This is a genomic window from Labrys sp. E2SS-1L (assembly GCF_057073705.1).
In genome coordinates, this window is sequence record NZ_CP172712.1 from 4,975,132 (window position 1) to 4,991,763 (window position 16,632).

16 protein-coding genes are annotated in these 16,632 nt (G+C 64.9%); 12 read left to right on the plus strand and 4 right to left on the minus strand.

The features are described from left to right. Position 1 precedes the first annotated feature (1 nt). The 5 genes from ACIGJE_RS23280 to ACIGJE_RS23300 all read left to right on the plus strand — a co-directional run bounded on the left by ACIGJE_RS23280 (position 2) and on the right by ACIGJE_RS23300 (position 5,446). Entirely contained in the window at positions 2 to 901 is a 900-nt protein-coding gene (locus ACIGJE_RS23280; RefSeq protein WP_483678769.1) for a hypothetical protein, read from the plus strand. Beyond that, on the plus strand, positions 898 to 2,334 hold the full coding sequence (locus ACIGJE_RS23285) for an NADH:flavin oxidoreductase (RefSeq protein WP_483678771.1): 1,437 nt from the start codon (positions 898 to 900) through the stop codon (positions 2,332 to 2,334). Before ACIGJE_RS23280 ends, ACIGJE_RS23285 begins: the two co-directional genes overlap by 4 nt. Positions 2,335 to 2,378: 44 nt before the next feature. After that, on the plus strand, positions 2,379 to 3,926 hold the full coding sequence (locus ACIGJE_RS23290) for a c-type cytochrome (RefSeq protein WP_483678772.1): 1,548 nt from the start codon (positions 2,379 to 2,381) through the stop codon (positions 3,924 to 3,926). A 16-nt stretch (positions 3,927 to 3,942) separates the two neighbouring features. Beyond that, the gene (locus tag ACIGJE_RS23295) at positions 3,943 to 4,368 is read left to right on the plus strand and encodes a hypothetical protein (protein ID WP_483678773.1); all 426 of its coding nucleotides are present in this window, start codon (positions 3,943 to 3,945) and stop codon (positions 4,366 to 4,368) included. Between the two features lie 220 nt (positions 4,369 to 4,588). Next, positions 4,589 to 5,446 carry a slipin family protein gene (locus tag ACIGJE_RS23300; RefSeq protein ID WP_311943299.1) on the plus strand — a complete coding sequence of 286 codons (858 nt, stop codon included), beginning with the start codon at positions 4,589 to 4,591 and terminating at the stop codon, positions 5,444 to 5,446. A gap of 67 nt (positions 5,447 to 5,513) precedes the next feature. On the opposite strand, the gene ACIGJE_RS23305 is transcribed toward ACIGJE_RS23300, so the two are convergent. Next, positions 5,514 to 6,392, minus strand: a complete 879-nt coding sequence (locus ACIGJE_RS23305; protein ID WP_311943301.1) for a LysR substrate-binding domain-containing protein — start codon at positions 6,390 to 6,392, stop codon at positions 5,514 to 5,516. A 204-nt stretch (positions 6,393 to 6,596) separates the two neighbouring features. On the opposite strand from ACIGJE_RS23305, the gene ACIGJE_RS23310 reads away from it, so the two are divergent. Further along, entirely contained in the window at positions 6,597 to 6,905 is a 309-nt protein-coding gene (locus tag ACIGJE_RS23310) for a DUF1127 domain-containing protein (RefSeq protein WP_311943303.1), read from the plus strand. Positions 6,906 to 7,010: 105 nt separating this feature from the next. On the opposite strand, the gene ACIGJE_RS23315 is transcribed toward ACIGJE_RS23310, so the two are convergent. Then, on the minus strand, positions 7,011 to 7,697 hold the full coding sequence (locus tag ACIGJE_RS23315; RefSeq protein WP_483678775.1) for a DUF937 domain-containing protein: 687 nt from the start codon (positions 7,695 to 7,697) through the stop codon (positions 7,011 to 7,013). 131 nt (positions 7,698 to 7,828) lie between these two features. After that, positions 7,829 to 9,232, minus strand: coding sequence for an MATE family efflux transporter (locus ACIGJE_RS23320; protein WP_415080533.1), 1,404 nt, complete (start codon positions 9,230 to 9,232; stop codon positions 7,829 to 7,831). Between the two features lie 201 nt (positions 9,233 to 9,433). Between ACIGJE_RS23320 and ACIGJE_RS23325 the strand changes: the two genes are divergently transcribed. Beyond that, positions 9,434 to 11,074, plus strand: a complete 1,641-nt coding sequence (locus tag ACIGJE_RS23325; RefSeq protein ID WP_483678777.1) for an acyl-CoA dehydrogenase family protein — start codon at positions 9,434 to 9,436, stop codon at positions 11,072 to 11,074. A gap of 86 nt (positions 11,075 to 11,160) precedes the next feature. Here ACIGJE_RS23325 and ACIGJE_RS23330 read toward each other — a convergent pair whose 3' ends face one another. Beyond that, on the minus strand, positions 11,161 to 11,703 hold the full coding sequence (locus tag ACIGJE_RS23330; RefSeq protein WP_311943311.1) for an invasion associated locus B family protein: 543 nt from the start codon (positions 11,701 to 11,703) through the stop codon (positions 11,161 to 11,163). A gap of 366 nt (positions 11,704 to 12,069) precedes the next feature. On the opposite strand from ACIGJE_RS23330, the gene coxB reads away from it, so the two are divergent. The 5 genes from coxB to ACIGJE_RS23355 all read left to right on the plus strand — a co-directional run bounded on the left by coxB (position 12,070) and on the right by ACIGJE_RS23355 (position 16,604). Then, positions 12,070 to 12,936, plus strand: coding sequence for a cytochrome c oxidase subunit II (gene coxB / locus ACIGJE_RS23335; RefSeq protein ID WP_415080532.1), 867 nt, complete (start codon positions 12,070 to 12,072; stop codon positions 12,934 to 12,936). Between the two features lie 33 nt (positions 12,937 to 12,969). Continuing rightward, a complete protein-coding gene (ctaD, locus tag ACIGJE_RS23340; protein WP_483678779.1) occupies positions 12,970 to 14,616 on the plus strand; it encodes a cytochrome c oxidase subunit I in 1,647 nt (548 codons plus the stop codon). Positions 14,617 to 14,816: 200 nt separating this feature from the next. Continuing rightward, positions 14,817 to 15,740: a heme o synthase gene (gene cyoE, locus ACIGJE_RS23345; protein WP_371260366.1), complete on the plus strand. Its 924-nt coding sequence runs from the start codon at positions 14,817 to 14,819 to the stop codon at positions 15,738 to 15,740. After that, complete coding sequence (locus ACIGJE_RS23350; protein ID WP_068291626.1) at positions 15,737 to 15,982, plus strand: hypothetical protein; 246 nt, start codon at positions 15,737 to 15,739, stop codon at positions 15,980 to 15,982. Before cyoE ends, ACIGJE_RS23350 begins: the two co-directional genes overlap by 4 nt. Position 15,983: 1 nt before the next feature. After that, positions 15,984 to 16,604, plus strand: a complete 621-nt coding sequence (locus tag ACIGJE_RS23355) for a cytochrome c oxidase assembly protein (protein ID WP_483678780.1) — start codon at positions 15,984 to 15,986, stop codon at positions 16,602 to 16,604. Positions 16,605 to 16,632: the final 28 nt, after the last annotated feature.

The window sequence follows — 16,632 nt, forward strand, 5'->3', positions numbered from 1 at the left end:
GATGGCCCGGCGCATCCGCATCCCCTTGCTGATCGATCTCCTCGAAGTCGAGGACGCCGCCACCATCGCTGCGATCGACCGCGATCCCCGTCTCGACCGCGCCTTCGGCAAGGCCGGCCCCTTGTTCAACCGGATGCTGGCCGGCCGGCTGGCACGGATATTTGCCATCGACGGCATCCCGTTTCCGACCATGCGGGCGCGCCATGACGGAGAGCGCCGCGCGGCCCAGGCCGCCCTCGCTGCCCGATTGCACGACGCGGCCCTGCCCGAACTGTCCGGCAAGCACCCGCTGGTCGCCTATGTCAGGGGCACCGGCCCGCGCGAACAGATCGGGCCGGCGCTGCAGGCCGTGATCGCCCGCCAATTCGACCCGGCATTCACGCCGCAGGAAGCGGAAGCCCAACGCCTGTGGGACGCGGCCGTGCGCTTCGATGCCGCCGCCCGCACCGCCAATCCCTTGCTCTGGCTGCAGCAGGCGCTGTTCGGCACCCTGCAGGCCGACAGGAACATCCTGGCCGGCGCTGTCGGGCGCGATCCGGTTGCCATCCATGCCGTCGGCATCGCCGTGCACAATCTGGTGGCGAGCCTCGACCGGCTGCGCGGCCATCACGACGATCCTGGCCGCCGCTTCGCCCTCGACGGCAGGGCGGCGGCGATCGCCTCGCTCGCCGCACCCGACTCGGTGTTGCGCCAGGCCAAGGGCGTGGCCGATATCCCCGGTGGCTCGCTGGAACCCGGCGCCCTGGTGAGGTTCAAGCTCGCCCATGCCGCCGGGCGTACGCTCGATCCCGCCACCGCCTTCCAATCCGCCTCCTGGAGCGCCTGCCCGGCCTCCGGCTTCGTGTTCCGGCTGCTCGCCGGGATCTGGACGGCAGCCCGCATGCAGGACGACGAGCCATGAGACCATCCGAGTCAATCGGCGAGGATCCAATCTTCACGCCGCTCCGTTTCCGCAATCTCACGGTCAAGAACCGCATCTTACGCTCCAGTATTTCCGGACGCTGGGACAATGAAGACGGCTCGCCTACCCAGACCCGCCTCAACTGGGAGAGCAAGTTCGCTCAGGGCGGTGTCGGCGCCATCATCACCTCCTTCGTGCCGGTGGCGATCGAGGGGCGGATCGCGGCCAATTACGCCACCAACCATCGCGATGCCTTCATTCCGCTGTGGGCTCGGATTGCCGAGGCGGTCCACGCCCATGACTGCCGCTTCATCATGCAGCTCAGCCATTCGGGCCGGCAGATGGACGTGCCTGGCGTCACCAACCAGCATCGCCCGGTGGCCAGCCCCACCAATGCGCGCGAGACCCTGCACGGCTTTCCGACCCAGGCGATGACGCCGGGCGAGATCGGCATCCTGGTCGAGAAATTCGGACGGGCGGCTTGGCGAGCCCGCGAGGCGGGCTGCGACGGCGTCGAACTGCACGCAGCCAACGGTTATCTCTTCACCCAGTTCCTCTCCTCCGGCATCAATGACCGCACCGACCATTATGGCGGCTCCCTGCCCAACCGGGCGCGCTTCCTCCTGGAGGTCATCCGCTCGATCCGCTGCCATGTCGGCCGGGACTTCCATCTGCAGGTCAAGCTCTCCGCGGTCGATCGCAACAACGTCATTCCCTGGGAAAAGAAGGGCAACACCATCGACGAGACCATCGAGGTGGCGCGCTACTGCCAGGCAGCAGGGGTCGACGCCATTCACGTCTCCACCGGCTCGCTCTTCCCCCATCCCCTCAATCCGCCGGGCGACCTTTCGCTGGAGACCCTGGCCGTGGTCTACGACGCCATGATCGCCTCCGGTCTCTACGGCCTGCGCAATTTTCTGCTGTTCCGCTACCCGGCCCTGCGGCCGATCTTCCGCTGGCTCTGGTTCCGCATGAAGAAGGGCCATGGCATCGAGGGCATCAGCCTGGAGGAAGCCCGCCAGTTCAAGCAGGCCCTCACCATCCCGGTGCTGGTCACCGGCGGTTTCCAGACGGCCTCGGTGGTCCGTCAGGCGCTCGCCTCGGGCCAGTGCGACGGCGTAGCGATTGCCCGCTCCCTCATCGCCAACAACGATCTGCCCCGGCAATGGCAGGCTGGGCACGATCGCCCGGCCAATCCCTGCACCTATTGCAACAAATGCCTGGTCAACGCGGCCAAGAACCCGTTGGGTTGCTACGAGGAACAGCGCTTTCCCGACCGCGACGCCATGCTGGCCGCCCTCTACTCGATCTATGCAACGAAGCCCGACCTGGTCATTCCCGGCGCGGATCCATCCGGTTCGAGCCCTGCTCCCGCGGTGGCCAATCCCCCCAGAGCCACACGAAAACGCACACCCCCTCACCCCGTTTCATGAGCCGATCGGAGGCTGCCGCTCGACCACATTCAAGGAAAAGCACGATGCCGGAACCCTATTTCGTCACCGAAGTCGAGCGCCAACTGGCGCAACGCCGCCATAGATGGCGGCCGGTGCGGCTCGTGCTCATCGCCGCCCTGGTGGCGGCTGTCTATCTCGCCCTGACGGCGGCCATCCTCTTCACGCGCAACGACACACCGCGCTATGGCGACGTGATCGAGCATTTCAAATATGGCTCGATCGGCTCGGAGACGGAAAGCGGCATTCCCTACCGGGTCTGGCAGGCCCTGCCCAGGCTGTTCCCGGATGCCTTCGAACAACGCGACGACTACAGCGCCTTCGGCTTCCTCTATGAAAAGGACAACCTGGGGCGACAGCGCGACCTGCCCATCGGGGTCTCGCGCCGGACGGTGCGCGGCGTCGACATGGTCTGGCTCAACTGTGCCGTCTGCCACACCGGCACCTATCGCCTGAGCGCGAACGGGCCCCGCACCACCGTACCGGCAATGCCCTCCAACAATCTGCAGTTCGAACGTTTCGTACGCTTCGTCCTGTCGACGGCCGCCGACGAGCGTATGGCGCCGGACACGCTGATTCCCGCGGCCGAAGCCGCCGGCCATCGCTTCGGCGTGGTCGAGAAAGTCGCCTGGCGCTATCTCGTGCTGCCTCCCCTGCGCGAAGGCCTGATCGCGCGGCATGCCCGGCTCGAATCGCTGCTCTCGCGCCAGCCCGACTGGGGTCCGGGCCGGGTCGACACCTTCAATCCCTACAAGGCGGTGCAGATGAAGATTCCCGCCTCGACACTGACGCCGGCCGAGGTCATCGGCGCCGCCGACTTCCCTGCCGTTTTCGAGCAGGGACCGCGCGAGGGCATGCATCTGCATTGGGACGGCAACAACACCTCGCTGGCCGAACGCAATCTTTCGGCTGCGCTCGGTGCCGGCGTCACCCCCGAGACGGTCGATCATGCCGCCATCAAGCGCGTTGCCGACTGGCTGCTCACGCTCAAGCCGCCGGCCTCTCCCAACCGGCCCGATGCCGGAGCCGTCGAGCGGGGCCGCACCGTCTACAGGAGCGCCTGCAGCTCCTGCCATGGCGAGCAGGATCCGGCGGGCTATCAGTTCCAGGGCGACGCGATCGGCAAGGTCGATCCCATCGCGCGGCTCGGCACCGACAGAGCGCGCCTCGACAGCTACACGCCGGCCTTCCGGCAAAGGCAGCTCACGGAACTGTTCGCCGGTACACCCTATGCCTTCAGATCCTTCGAAAAGACCGACGGCTACGCCAATCTCCCGCTCGATGGCCTGTGGCTGCGCGGCCCCTATCTGCACAATGGTGCCGTTCCCACGCTGAAGGATCTGCTCGCCCCGCCTGCCCAGCGGCCAGCAGCCTATCTGCGCGGCAGCGACGTGATCGATGGCGTCAATGGCGGCTTCCTCTCGCCGCCCTGCGATCCCAAGAGCCCGCCGCCGGCAACCGGCTTTTGCTTCGACACCACCCAGACCGGCAACGGCAAGGATGGCCATCTCTACGGCACCGATCTGCCGGCACCCGCCAAATCGGATCTGCTTGCCTATCTGCTCACCTTCTGACCGGGAGAACCCCGCCATGACCGATCAGACCCTCACCCTCGGATGGACCATGGCGCAGGCCGCCAGGGCCCTGCGCAGCTACCGGCTCGTGCTCGGCTTCAACATGGCCGTGCATGTGCTGATCGGGCTCGCCTGCATTTTCTGCCCCGGCTGGGTTTCGCAGATGGCCGGCCTGCCGGACGCCATTCCGGTGGGTTGGGAGCGTGGCTGGGGCGCCACGCTCCTGCTCGTCACCGTGCTCTATATCCCCGGCTGGCACCAGCCCTTGATTGCTCGGATGCCCAATGTGATCGGCATCGGCGGCCGCCTGTGGATGGCCTTGATCTGGCTCTTCTGCGGCGGCGGCTTCCTGTGGTTCGCCCTGTTCGACGGCTTTTTCGCCGTGGTGCTCGCTTTGCTCTACCGGCGCCTGCTCACCAACCAGTTGATGACGCATCCCTGATCCCAGCCGGGTTCCGGGCGCTGCCGGCACTCCTCTTTAACTGCGCGGCGGCGATGGCCATATGCAGGTTGGGACTGCGGCCCCGGCCCGCCATGCTCGGGATTGCTCCGCCGTAGTGCTTTGCTCCCGACGGGATCACCAGGACCCGCAGGATGCGGCGGAACCAGGAACTGGCGCCAGGAGGCGATGACGCCTCCACGCCCGCTCCGGGAGTATCGCCATGAACCCCATCACCCTGTTCGCCACGAGCATTCTCGCCCTCGCCGGCGCAGGCTCGGCCTATCTCGGTCAGTACTGGCTTGCCGGTGTCCTGTTCCTGCTCGCCCTCATCGTTGCGGCCTCGCTCAAGATGGCCAATACCTGGCAGAAATTCGTGGTGCTGCGCGCCGGCAATCTGCAGGGCGTCTACGGACCCGGCCTGTTCGCGATCATTCCGGTCATCGACAATGTCGTCGCCGTGATCGACGAACGCATCCAGACCACCGCCTTCAACGCCGAGCAGGCCCTGACCCGCGACACCGTGCCCGTCAATGTCGATGCCATCATCTTCTGGCATGTGCATGATGCCGAGAAAGCGGCGCTGGCGATCACCCATTACCGAGAGGCGATCGACCGCGTCGCCCAGACCTCGCTACGCGAAATGATCGGCGCCTCGATGCTGTCCTCCCTGTTGTCCGATCGCAAGGCGGCCGACGAGCGCCTGCGCGATGTCATCGGCGGCAAGACCGCCGAATGGGGAATCACCGTGATGTCGGTGGAGATCCGCGACGTCGCCATCCCCGTGGCCCTGCAGGATGCGATGTCACGCCAGGCCCAGGCCGAGCGGGAAAGAGAGGCACGCGTCATCCTCGGCTCGGCGGAAGCCGAAGTCGCCAGCAAATTCGTGGAGGCGGCCGAGACCTATGCCAGCCATCCGGCCGCCTTGCAGCTCAGGGCCATGAACATCATCTACGAAACGACCAAGGAGCGGGGCGCCACCATCCTGATCCCAACCACGATGGTGGACAGCCTCAATCCCGCCTCGGCCCTGGTCCTGGCGAACCAGGGCTCGCCGAGCCCGCTGAAAAGCGCGGCTTGAGCACACCGGGGATCTGGGAAAGCGGCTGTCGGATCGACGGCTCCTCGCCTCATCCAAACCGGCAGCTTTATTCCGCCGCTTCGTTCTGCGCCAGATTGTCGAGGCTCTGGATGATCAGGCTGGCGAGCGCATCGGTCAGCGAAGTCTGCTCGCGCCAATTGCGCACCAGCCCGATCTTGCAGGAGGGCAGCGGCGGGAAGCCGTCGGTGGGACCGAGGACACGCATGCCCGGCTTCAACGCGCTCTCGGGCAGCACCGAGACCGCCAGGCCGGCAAGGACCATGGCGCCGACCGCGGTCGAATTCCAGCTCGAATAAAGTACGCGATAGCTGCGATTGATGGTTTCGAGCTTCTCCTGCGCCGCCTGCCGCCAGCCGCAGCTCGGACGGCCGAGCGCAAGCGGCAGCGGTGTCTCGGTATGGACCTGATGCCGGCTCGAGGTCACCCAGAGCAGGCGCTCGTGCCGCACGAATTCGGCTGCTCCCTTGTGCTCGACATGGGTGATGATGGCGAGGTCGAGATCATTGGTGTTGATACGTTCGATCAGCATGGGCGTCGGTTCGCAGACGATGGTCACCTCGACCCTGGGGTTGGCCTGCGAGAAGCGCGCCATGATCTCGGGCAGGTAGCGGTCGGCGTAATCGTCGGGAATGCCGATGCGCACGCGCCCGGTCAGCTCGTTCTGGGAGAAGGCGCAGACCGCGTCCATGTTGAGCTTGACGATGCGCCTGGCATAGTCGAGCAGCTTGTCCCCGTCTTCCGTCAGCCTGGAGGCGCGACCGTCCCGCTCGAAGATCGGTTTGCCGATGCGCTCCTCCAGCCTCTTCATCTGCATGGAGACGGCGGATTGGGTCTTGAAGACGATGTCCGCGGCGCGGGTGAAGCTGCCCGTTTCGGCGATGGCAATGAAGGTCCTGAGCTGATCGATATCCAACAGCACTGCCATGGCTACCCTCGCCTCGCTATTGCCTGAGGTGCGTGCCTCCACGCGCCATCAAGGAGCACGATAACAATCGCTTATGCTGAACATTAGAAACATTCGTTGGATTGATCAATGCCGATGTTTCATAGTGTTACCGTTCAGTATTGGTGATGAGTGGAGCGTTCCATCCGGGAGCGCTGCATCACCGGCCGCCCGATGGAGAATCCGATGAACAGCGTCGTCGTCAACAGCCAGTCTTCCTCTCTCGTCTCGACCCTCACCGAGATGGTGCGCGCTGTATTCGGCAAGATCGCCAGTCTCGCCGTCGCGCTTCACAACCGCCGGGAAATCAACCAGTTGGCCGCTGCGGATGCAGCGATGCTGCGCGATCTCGGCCTGACGCCGACCGACGTCGAAGGCGCCCTGTCGCAGCCGCTCTGGCGCGATCCGTCGGCCCAGCTCGTCGCGGCGCAAATGGACTGGCGCTGCTCGGCCAAGGCCGCCAAGCATGACAATTTCGTTGGTCTGCACGCCTGATGCCCGACCGGCACGACTTCTGGCCGCTTCCCCTGCGGCAGAACGCCCCGGAAGCGTGACTTCCGCACCTCAGCCCGCTTCGCCTGAAGCGGGCTTTTTCGTGGGCTACTTCTTGCCGAACCAGCTCTCCAGGAGCGACTGCATCGCATCAGCCTGCGCTTTCTGGATCCGGCTTCCCGCTTCGAGCATCTGATCCATTACCGCCGCCGCGTCATTTCTGGGAACCGGGGCCGGGCTCGGCATCAGGAACGGCGCCCATAACGCTGCCAATGCGCTGTTGTCGAACCAGGGAGCCGGCTTGGGCTGAGATGGCTGGAAAGCCCGCATCATGGCTTCGACCATGTCGCCCCACGGATTGCTGGGCGCCGGCGCCCCTGCCCGCGCCAGGCCGCTGACCAGGATGGACGCCACCGACGGCAGCATCGCGGCGATCACCGGGGCGGCGACGCCGCTCTGCAATGCGGCGAGCTGGGACAGAGCCTTCGTCATCTCGGACGTACCGAACAGGGCTGCCATCACGCGCTGGCCCTGCTGGGTCGCCTGCTGTGTGAAGGCCAGGGCCGCATCCTGGAAGCTGTCGACCTGCGGCACTCCCGACAAGCCGAAGAAATCCGGCGGTTCGGAAGCCGTCTTCGCCTTCTCCACCTCTCGCTTCAGGCCGAGCGAAAAGGCCGGCATCAGCGCCTCGGCCGCCGCCAAAGCCTGCTTCTGGCTGAGCTCGAAATGGCGGGCCAGATTGTCGATCGCCTGCCCGTTCTGCGCGGCGTTCAATAGATCGAAAAGTGTGTTCATGCCGCTTCCCATGCCACCGCCGCCGCGGCCCTAAAGCGTTTTGCGATTTGGCGGTTACGCCCAGAATCGCAAAGACGCGTCGAACCAAAGAGTTAGAGCAAATGAGCGTTTCGGTCCAAACGCGCTTTGCTCTAGGTCTGTCCAGGGACCTTAAGCCACCGCAGCGAGCGGTAAGCCCACCATATACCAAACACGCCGAAGATCACGGCGCCAAGCCCCTGTCCGGCCAATGCCCCCTCCGCTCCCCAATATTTTGCGCCAACCATGGCAAAGGGAATGGTACCGAGCGTGGCCTTGCCCCAATTTGACAGGGTCGCGGCAATCGGAAAGCCGAGATTGTTGAAGGAAGCGTTGGCAACGAAGAGCAGCCCGTGGAAGACCCACGATCCCGCCGCGAACAGGCAGAAAAAGGTGATGAGCTGGGCAGCCTGCGGATCGACGATGTTGAACAGGCGGATCACCAGCTGGTGCGCGGCCGCCAGCACCGCCCACACGACCAGCGCATAGATCGTGGTGAAGGTGAAGGCATCGGTCAGGGCACGGCGCACGCGGTCGAGTCGACCGGCACCGTAGTTCTGCCCGAGAATCGGTCCTACGACGCCTGAGAGCGAGAAGATGCCCCCGAAGCAGAAGGCGATCAGGCGCCCCATCACGGCATTGCCCGCCACGGCGCCGTCGCCGAAGGGGGCCAGCACCGCCGTCATGTAGCCATTGGCCACGGGGGTCGCGAGATTGGCGAGCATGGCCGGCCCCGCGATCGCCATGATCGGCCCGGTATCGGCGAGTGCCTCGCGCAGCGACAGCCGGCCCACCAGATCATGCACGCGGGAAGCGCCATACCAGCCAACTCCAACGGTAACCAGCCGCGAGATCACGATGACGATCGCCGCCCCCTCGACACCGAGGCCGAACCACAGGATGAAGATCGGATCGAGGATCGCAGCGGCGATCGCCCCCGACAGCGTGACATACATCGAGCGCCTGGCATCCCCGACGGCACGAAGCACGCCGGAAAGCGCCATGCCGCTGCCCATGAGCACGCCGCTCGGCACACTGATCTGCAGGAAGATGGTCGCCAGCTCCAGCGTGCGGCCGGTCGCGCCCAACTGCGTAAGCAGCCAGGGAATCAGCGGAAAGGCAACTGCCGCCACCAGCGCGTTGATCAGGATCATCCACACCAGGATGGAAGCCCCGTAGCGTCGCGCCAGCTCGCGATTGCGGGCCCCCAATGCGCGTGAGCACAGAGCACCCGCCGAGATCATCACGCCGATGCAGATCGAGGTCGCCAGGAAGAGCACCGCCGCGCCGTAGCCAACCGCGGCCGTCGCCGCGGTGTCGCCGAGATGGGCGATGTACCACAGGTTGATGAGGTCGACGGCGAAGACGGACATCAGCCCGATCGAACCCGTCGTGGTCATCACCACGACATGGCGCATGATCGAGCCGGTCACGAATTTCGCCGTCGGCGACAGGGCGGCCGGCTGCACCGACACCTCGGCGGGCGCGGCATCGTCGTCGGCTTGGGGATGGCGCATTTTCAGTCCAATTCCTGGGAATGCGAACCTCGTTGCGGCATTCGGAAGAAGGCCGGACGATCCGCACGCCCCGTTGCCCATGGTGGGCGAAGGGCATCGATATAGGCCGATATCCTGCGGCGGAAAACCCCTGCCCTCCCTTCCCCCCTCGCCAGAGGTGCTCCCACGCGATAGTTTGGCCCGCAGTCAGGAAGCCACGCCATGATTGCGCAAGAGCCGATCGCCGACCTGCCGACCCATCAGGTGACCAACCAGGTCCCGCCTTTGCTGGACTACAACCTGTTCGACAGCGACCCCGGGCTGCAGGCTGCCCTGGAGCGCGAAGGCGCCAGCTGGGCACGGGACGCCGCGAGCGCCTTCGGGGCCTCGATCGGCAGCGCCGAAGCGATCGCGCTCGGCGAGGCCGCCGGCCGCCACACGCCCGAACTGCATAGTTTCGACCGCTTCGGCCAGCGCATCGATCATGTCGAGTTCCACCCCGCCTATCATGCCCTGATGGCACGCGGCCTGGAGGCCGGCATCCATTCCCTGCCGGCCTCGGGGCGTTCCGGCGGCTTCGTCGCCCATGCCGTCCTGGAATATATGCTGACCCAGATCGAACCCGGCGTGTGCTGCCCGATCACCATGACCGGCGCCAGCCTGGCCGTATTGCGCCAGGCGCCGACTCTCTTTGCACAATGGGGCCCACTCGTCCGAGCCAATGCCTATGACGGCTCGGCCCGGCCGGTAGCCGACAAGGGAGCGGCGACCATCGGCATGGCGATGACGGAAAAGCAGGGTGGCTCCGATGTCCGGGCCAACACCACCCGCGCAGCCCCCCTCGGTGAAGACTTTTACGAACTCACCGGGCACAAATGGTTCTGTTCGGCCCCGATGTCGGATGGCTTCCTCACCCTGGCGCAGGCGCCCGGTGGGCTCAGTTGCTTTTTCGTGCCGCGCTGGCGGCCGGACGGCACCCGCAATCCCATCTTCATCCAGCGCCTCAAGGACAAGCTCGGCAATCGCTCCAACGCTTCGGCCGAGATCGATTATGCCGGTGCCCTGGCCTGGCGCGTCGGCGAGGAAGGACGCGGCGTCGCCACCATCATGGCCATGGTCAACCAGACCCGGCTCGACGCGGCCCTGGTCTGTGCCGGCATGATGCGCCAATGCGCGGTACAGGCCGTACACCACGCCACCCATCGCCGGGCTTTCGGCAAGCTCCTGATCGAGCAGCCCCTGATGCAGCCCGTCCTCGCCGACCTGGTGGTCGAGGCGGAAGCGGCCACCATGCTGGTCATGCGAGTCGCCCGGGCCTTCGATGCCGATACGCCTGAGGAAGCTGCCTTTGCGCGGATCGGGGCGGCCATCGCCAAATTCTGGGTGACCAAGCGCCTGCCCAATCTCAGCTACGAGGCACTGGAATGTCTCGGCGGCAACGGCTTCGTCGAGGAGGGACCGCTCGCCCGTTTCTATCGCGAGGCGCCTGTCAACGCGATCTGGGAGGGCTCCGGCAATGTCAACGCGCTCGACGTGCTGCGGGCGCTCGCCAAGGAGCCCGCGACCGTCGAGGCATTGCGCAGCGAATTGGAGGCAGCACGGGGTTCGGATCCGCGCTACGATGCCTTCGTCGCAGCCATCCAGAAATCCATGCGTGCTGGCGGCTTGCAGGAAGGCCTGGCCCGCCGTCTGGTGGAAGATCTCGCTTTGGCGCTGGAAGCCTCGCTTCTGCTCCGCCACGGCCCTGCACCGATGGCCGAGGCCTTCATCGCCGGCCGCCTCGCTGGCGGCATGCGTGGCTGCTACGGCGCCCTCCCTGCCGGCCTGAACCTGCGGCCGATTCTGGATCGGGCGACAGTATAAGGCACCCTTGGAGGGTCAATCTCCGGATCGACCCGGCACCGTCGAGATCCACGAAAGGTCGCTTCGGAGATCGACCCTCCAATGCCTCATTTCAGCTTGTCGAAACCTTCGCCAAAGCCCTTCAGGGTCAGCGGAATGCCGATGCCCTCTTCCGGTGTCTGGAAGATGATGAAGGTGGCTTCCTTACCGGTACGCAGCATACCGATCTGGGAATCGTCGAGCACCACGTCGGCCAGGCACCCCGTCGGCAGGCAGCGCACGAAGGCGGCGCGGCCGACATCCTTGCCGTCGATCTTGAGGCCAAGGCCGGACGGCAGGAGCACGCCGAGCGGCGCGATCACCCGCAGCAGACGGCTCTTCTGGTCCGCGGTGCGCAGCACCAGCACCGAGAGGGCCACATTGGGGCGATCGGATGCGGTGACGGCCTGTACCAGCGCGCATTGTTCCTGCTGGGCTCCCGGCGGGGTATCGCAGCGCACCTGCCAATTGTCGTGGGTCGAGCGCAGCACGCCGAGCTGATCGGTCTGCTGCGCCGCGGCAGGACCGCCAAGCACGGCACCGGCCAGCAGGCCCGCGAAGGAAAGGCCGGCTACCCGCCGCAGCGTGGTCGCAAGAGCATGTTTCAGCATGTGTGCCAACAAGTTACATCCTCGCCGAATCAGGGCCCGCAGGCCCGGTTTGGATTTCAGTCGCGACGGGTAGCAGACAGGCCCTGACTGTCAAGCACGGCGCCGCAACGGTGTTCCACCCAGGTTGACGGCACATCATGGCGCTTTCGCGCCCAATTGCCGCACAAACCGTGGACGTCGAACCATTGCGATGCGCTGTGGATTGTGGTTTTTGAGTGACCGTGTGCTTTACATGAGTTCCAATCCGTGAAATCTGCGCGCCAGAGAGTTTTGCGCGATTGGCGCTCCCGACCGGTAACGAGCCAAGAGGCGTACCACGTGCCGTATCGGCTGCGTCGTGTCGGCGGGGAATTGGAGAGAAGGCGGATGGCTTTCCAGGCTAGGAAGAAAATGGGCGGGGTGGCACTGTCATCGCTGCTGTGGGGCCTCATGATCGGCACGGCCGGTGCCGAAGAGGCCGCCAAGGGCGGCCTCGGCGAGCCGCAGCCCTGGCAGATGGGCCTGCAGGAACCCGCCACGCCGGTCATGGAATATATCAACTGGTTCCATACCTATGTGATGTGGTTCATCGTACCGATCACCCTCTTCGTGATGGTCCTGCTGCTCTACGTGATCGTCCGCTTCAACAAGAAGGCCAATCCGGTCCCCTCCAAGGTCACGCACAACACCATCCTGGAAGTGGCATGGACGGTGCTGCCGATTCTGGTGCTGGTGTGCATCGCCCTGCCCTCGTTCAAGCTCCTCTACATGGAGGAAGTGATTCCGAAGGCCGACCTGACCATCAAGGCGACCGGCAGCCAGTGGTACTGGGATTACGAATATCCCGACAATGGCGACATTTCCTTCTCCTCCACCATGGTGCGCGACCTGCCCATGAGCGATCCGCTGCGCCTGCTCAAGGTCGACAACGAGGTCGTCGTGCCCGTGAACAAGACGGTGGTGGTGCAGGTCACCTCCAACGACGTGATTCACTCCTTCTCGGTGAACTCCTTCGGCATCAAGATCGACGCCATTCCCGGCCGCCTGAACCAGACCTGGTTCAAGGCCACCCGCGAAGGCATGTATTACGGCCAGTGCTCGCGCCTGTGCGGCCGCGACCATGCCTTCATGCCGATCGCCTTCCGCGTGGTGAGCGAGGAAGAGTTCCAGAAGTGGGTGGCCAGCAAGAAGACTGCAATGAACGGCGCCGCCCTGGACAAGGTCGCAGCCGCGACCTCCGTCGTAGTAAAGTAATGGCCTGACGGCTCGACTAAAGGATTGAATGTGATGGCCACTGCCCACAACGCATCGGCGCATGGGGATCATGCCCAAGATCCGCATGCCCATGACGCGCATGATCATCCGACCGGCTGGCGCCGTTATGTCTATTCGACCAACCACAAGGACATCGGCACGCTCTACCTGATCTTCGCGCTCGTCGCGGGTATCATCGGCGGCCTGCTGTCGGTGGCGATGCGCGCGGAACTGATGTTCCCGGGCCAGCAATTCTTCACCAACCCCTACACGTTCAATGCGTTCGTGACCGCGCACGGCCTGATCATGATCTTCTTCATGGTCATGCCCGCGATGATCGGCGGCTTCGGCAACTGGTTCGTGCCGCTGATGATCGGCGCGCCGGACATGGCCTTCCCGCGCATGAACAACATCTCGTTCTGGCTGCTGATCCCGGCCTTCGGCCTTCTGATCATCTCGATGTTCGTGCCCGGCGGCCCCGGCGCCGACGACCTCGGTGTCGGCACGGGCTGGACGGCCTATCCGCCGATGTCCTCGCTCAAGGGCACGCCCGGACCGGCGATGGATTTCGCCATCCTGTCGCTGCATCTGGCCGGCGCTTCCTCGATTCTGGGCGCCATCAACTTCATCACCACCATCTTCAACATGCGCGCACCCGGCATGACGCTGCACAAGATGCCGCTGTTCGCCTGGGGCGTGCTGGTTACCGCCTTCCTGCTGCTGCTGTCGCTGCCCGTCCTCGCCGGCGCCATCACCATGCTGCTGACGGATCGTAACTTCGGCACCGCCTTCTTCGATCCGGCCAATGGCGGCGACCCGATCCTGTGGATGCATCTGTTCTGGTTCTTCGGTCACCCCGAAGTCTACATCATGATCCTGCCGGGCTTCGGCATCGTCAGCCACATCATCTCGACCTTCTCGCGCAAGCCCATCTTCGGCTATCTCGGCATGGCCTATGCCATGGTCGCCATCGGCGTCGTCGGCTTCGTCGTGTGGGCCCACCACATGTACACCGTCGGCCTCGACGTCGACACCCAGGCCTATTTCGTGTTCGCCACCATGGTGATCGCGGTGCCGACCGGCGTGAAGATCTTCTCCTGGATCGCCACGATGTGGGGCGGCTCCATCGACTTCAAGGCGCCCATGGTGTGGGCGACGGGCTTCATCTTCCTGTTCACCGTCGGCGGCGTCACCGGCGTGATGCTGGCCAATGCCGGTGTCGACCGCTCGCTGCACAACACCTATTACGTGGTGGCGCATTTCCACTACGTGCTGTCGCTGGGCGCGGTTTTCTCCATCTTCGCGGGCTGGTACTACTGGTTCCCGAAAATGTTCGGCTACGTCATCCCCGACTGGATGGGCCAGGTGCATTTCTGGATCGCCTTCGTCGGCGCCAACATGCTGTTCATGCCGCAGCACTTCCTCGGCCTCGCCGGCATGCCCCGCCACCTCGTCGACTACAACCCGGCCTTCGCAGGCTGGAACCTGGTCTCCTCGCTCGGTGCCTTCATCTTCTTCGGCGGCGTGATCTGGTTCCTGGCCATCAACTTCTATGCGGTCTTCGTCCGCAAGGAGCAGGCGGCCGCCAATCCCTGGGGCGAAGGCGCCACCACCCTGGAATGGACGCTGTCCTCGCCGCCGCCCTTCCACCAGTTCGAGACACTGCCCCGCATCCGCTGAGCCCCTCGAACGCATGAGCTTTCGGGAGGGTGGCCGTTTCGACGGCCGCCCTCCCGCCTCCAGCAAACAGGTTTTCTTCTCGAGCCTTTCCCCGAAGGCTCGAGAAGAAAACCGGCCCGCAAGGGCCTCCGGCCAAATGCTCTCAGACCAAGCATCTCCTGTCTGGCCGGCTCGACGAAAAGGAACGTTCTTTGACCGATATCGGCATGCCCATCCAAGGCGAGGCTGACGATGCTGTTCCCGTGATCAGCATCGCGTCGGTTGGCGATTTCCTGGCTTTGCTCAAGCCGCGCGTGATGTCGCTCGTGGTGTTCACCGCCCTCACCGGCATGGTCGTGGCGCCCGGCCCGATCCATCCGGTCATCGGCCTCGCCGCCCTGATCGCCATCGCGGTCGGCGCCGGCGCCTCGGGCGCCCTCAACATGTGGTACGACGCCGACATCGATGCCGTGATGTCGCGTACGCGCAACCGTCCGGTTCCGGCCGGCCGGGTCAGCCCGGGCGAGGCGCTCGCCTTCGGCATCATCCTGTCCGGCCTATCGGTGCTGGCGCTGGGCGTCTTCACCAACTTCCTCGCCGCGGGCCTGCTCGCCTTCACCATCTTCTTCTATGTCGTTGTTTACACGATGTGGCTGAAGCGCTGGACGGTGCAGAACATCGTGATCGGCGGTGCGGCGGGCGCCCTGCCCCCGGTCGTCGCCTATGCGGCGGTGACCGGCACGGTAACCGTGGAAAGCCTCGTGCTCTTCGCCCTGATCTTCATGTGGACGCCGCCCCATTTCTGGGCGCTGGCGCTGTTCAAGTCGGGCGACTACGAAAAGGCCGGCGTGCCGATGCTGCCCGTGGTGGCGGGAGACCACGAGACCCGCCGCCAGATCCTGATCTACACCGTGCTGCTGGCTCCGATCGGCATGCTGCCCTGGCTGCTCGGCTATGCGCATTGGAGCTATGGCGTGGTTGCGGGCCTGGGTGGGCTCGGCATGCTCTGGCTTGCCATCGACATCTGGCGCAAGCCCGGCGACATGGGACCGGCCAAGCGCATGTTCGGCTACTCGATCCTCTATCTGTTCGTGTTGTTCGCCTGCCTGCTCGGCGAGGCGCTGGTGATGAGGGTCCTGGCATGATGGCGCATCATCTTTGGTTCATCGGACCGGCCCTGATCATCCTGCTGCTGATCATCCTGTTCCGTCCCCTCGCCTATCAGCGCCCGCCCAAGGACAGCTGGGTCGCCAGGCTGCCAGCCGACCAGGCGCGTAAGCTGCACTGGCGTTCCATCGCGATCGCCGCCGCCCTCATCGCCTTCGTGCTGCTCGTCTATGCCGTGAGCTTCGTCAAGGGCCCCGGCGTGCTCGACAAGGGGTTCTAGAATGGCTGGAACGCCCGACAAGCCCTCCTCTTCGCGCCCCACGGTCGGCAATGGCGTGATCGCGGTGTCCTGCATCGCGTTCGTGGCATCGATGGTCGGTGCGGCCTATGCCGCCGTGCCGCTCTATACGCTGTTCTGCCAGGTCACCGGTTTCGCGGGAACCACGCGCGTTGCCGAGGCCGCCCCGGGCCAAGTCCTCGACCGCAGCTTCGAGGTGCGCTTCGATTCGAACATCAACCCGGCCCTGCCCTGGAAGTTCGAGCCCGAGCAGCGCTCGGTGACGGTCAAGGCCGGCGAGGTGAAGACGGTCTATTACAAGATCACCAACCTCTCCCAGGAAACCACCTATGCCGCGGCCGCCTACAATGTGACGCCGCAGGAAACCGGTGCGTATTTCTCGAAAATCCAGTGCTTCTGCTTCACCAACCAGAAGCTGGGGCCGGGCGAGAGCCAGGAATTGCCGGTGGTCTTCTTCGTCGATCCCGCGATCGACAAGGTCGACTATCTTGCCGGCGTGCACACGATCACGCTTTCCTATACCTACTATCCGGCCAAGCCTCCCGTGACTCCGCTCGCGGCGGCCGAACCGAAAACCGACACGTCGAGCAAACCGCAGTTATAAGTTCCCGGGCGACCGGCATCTGGAGAAA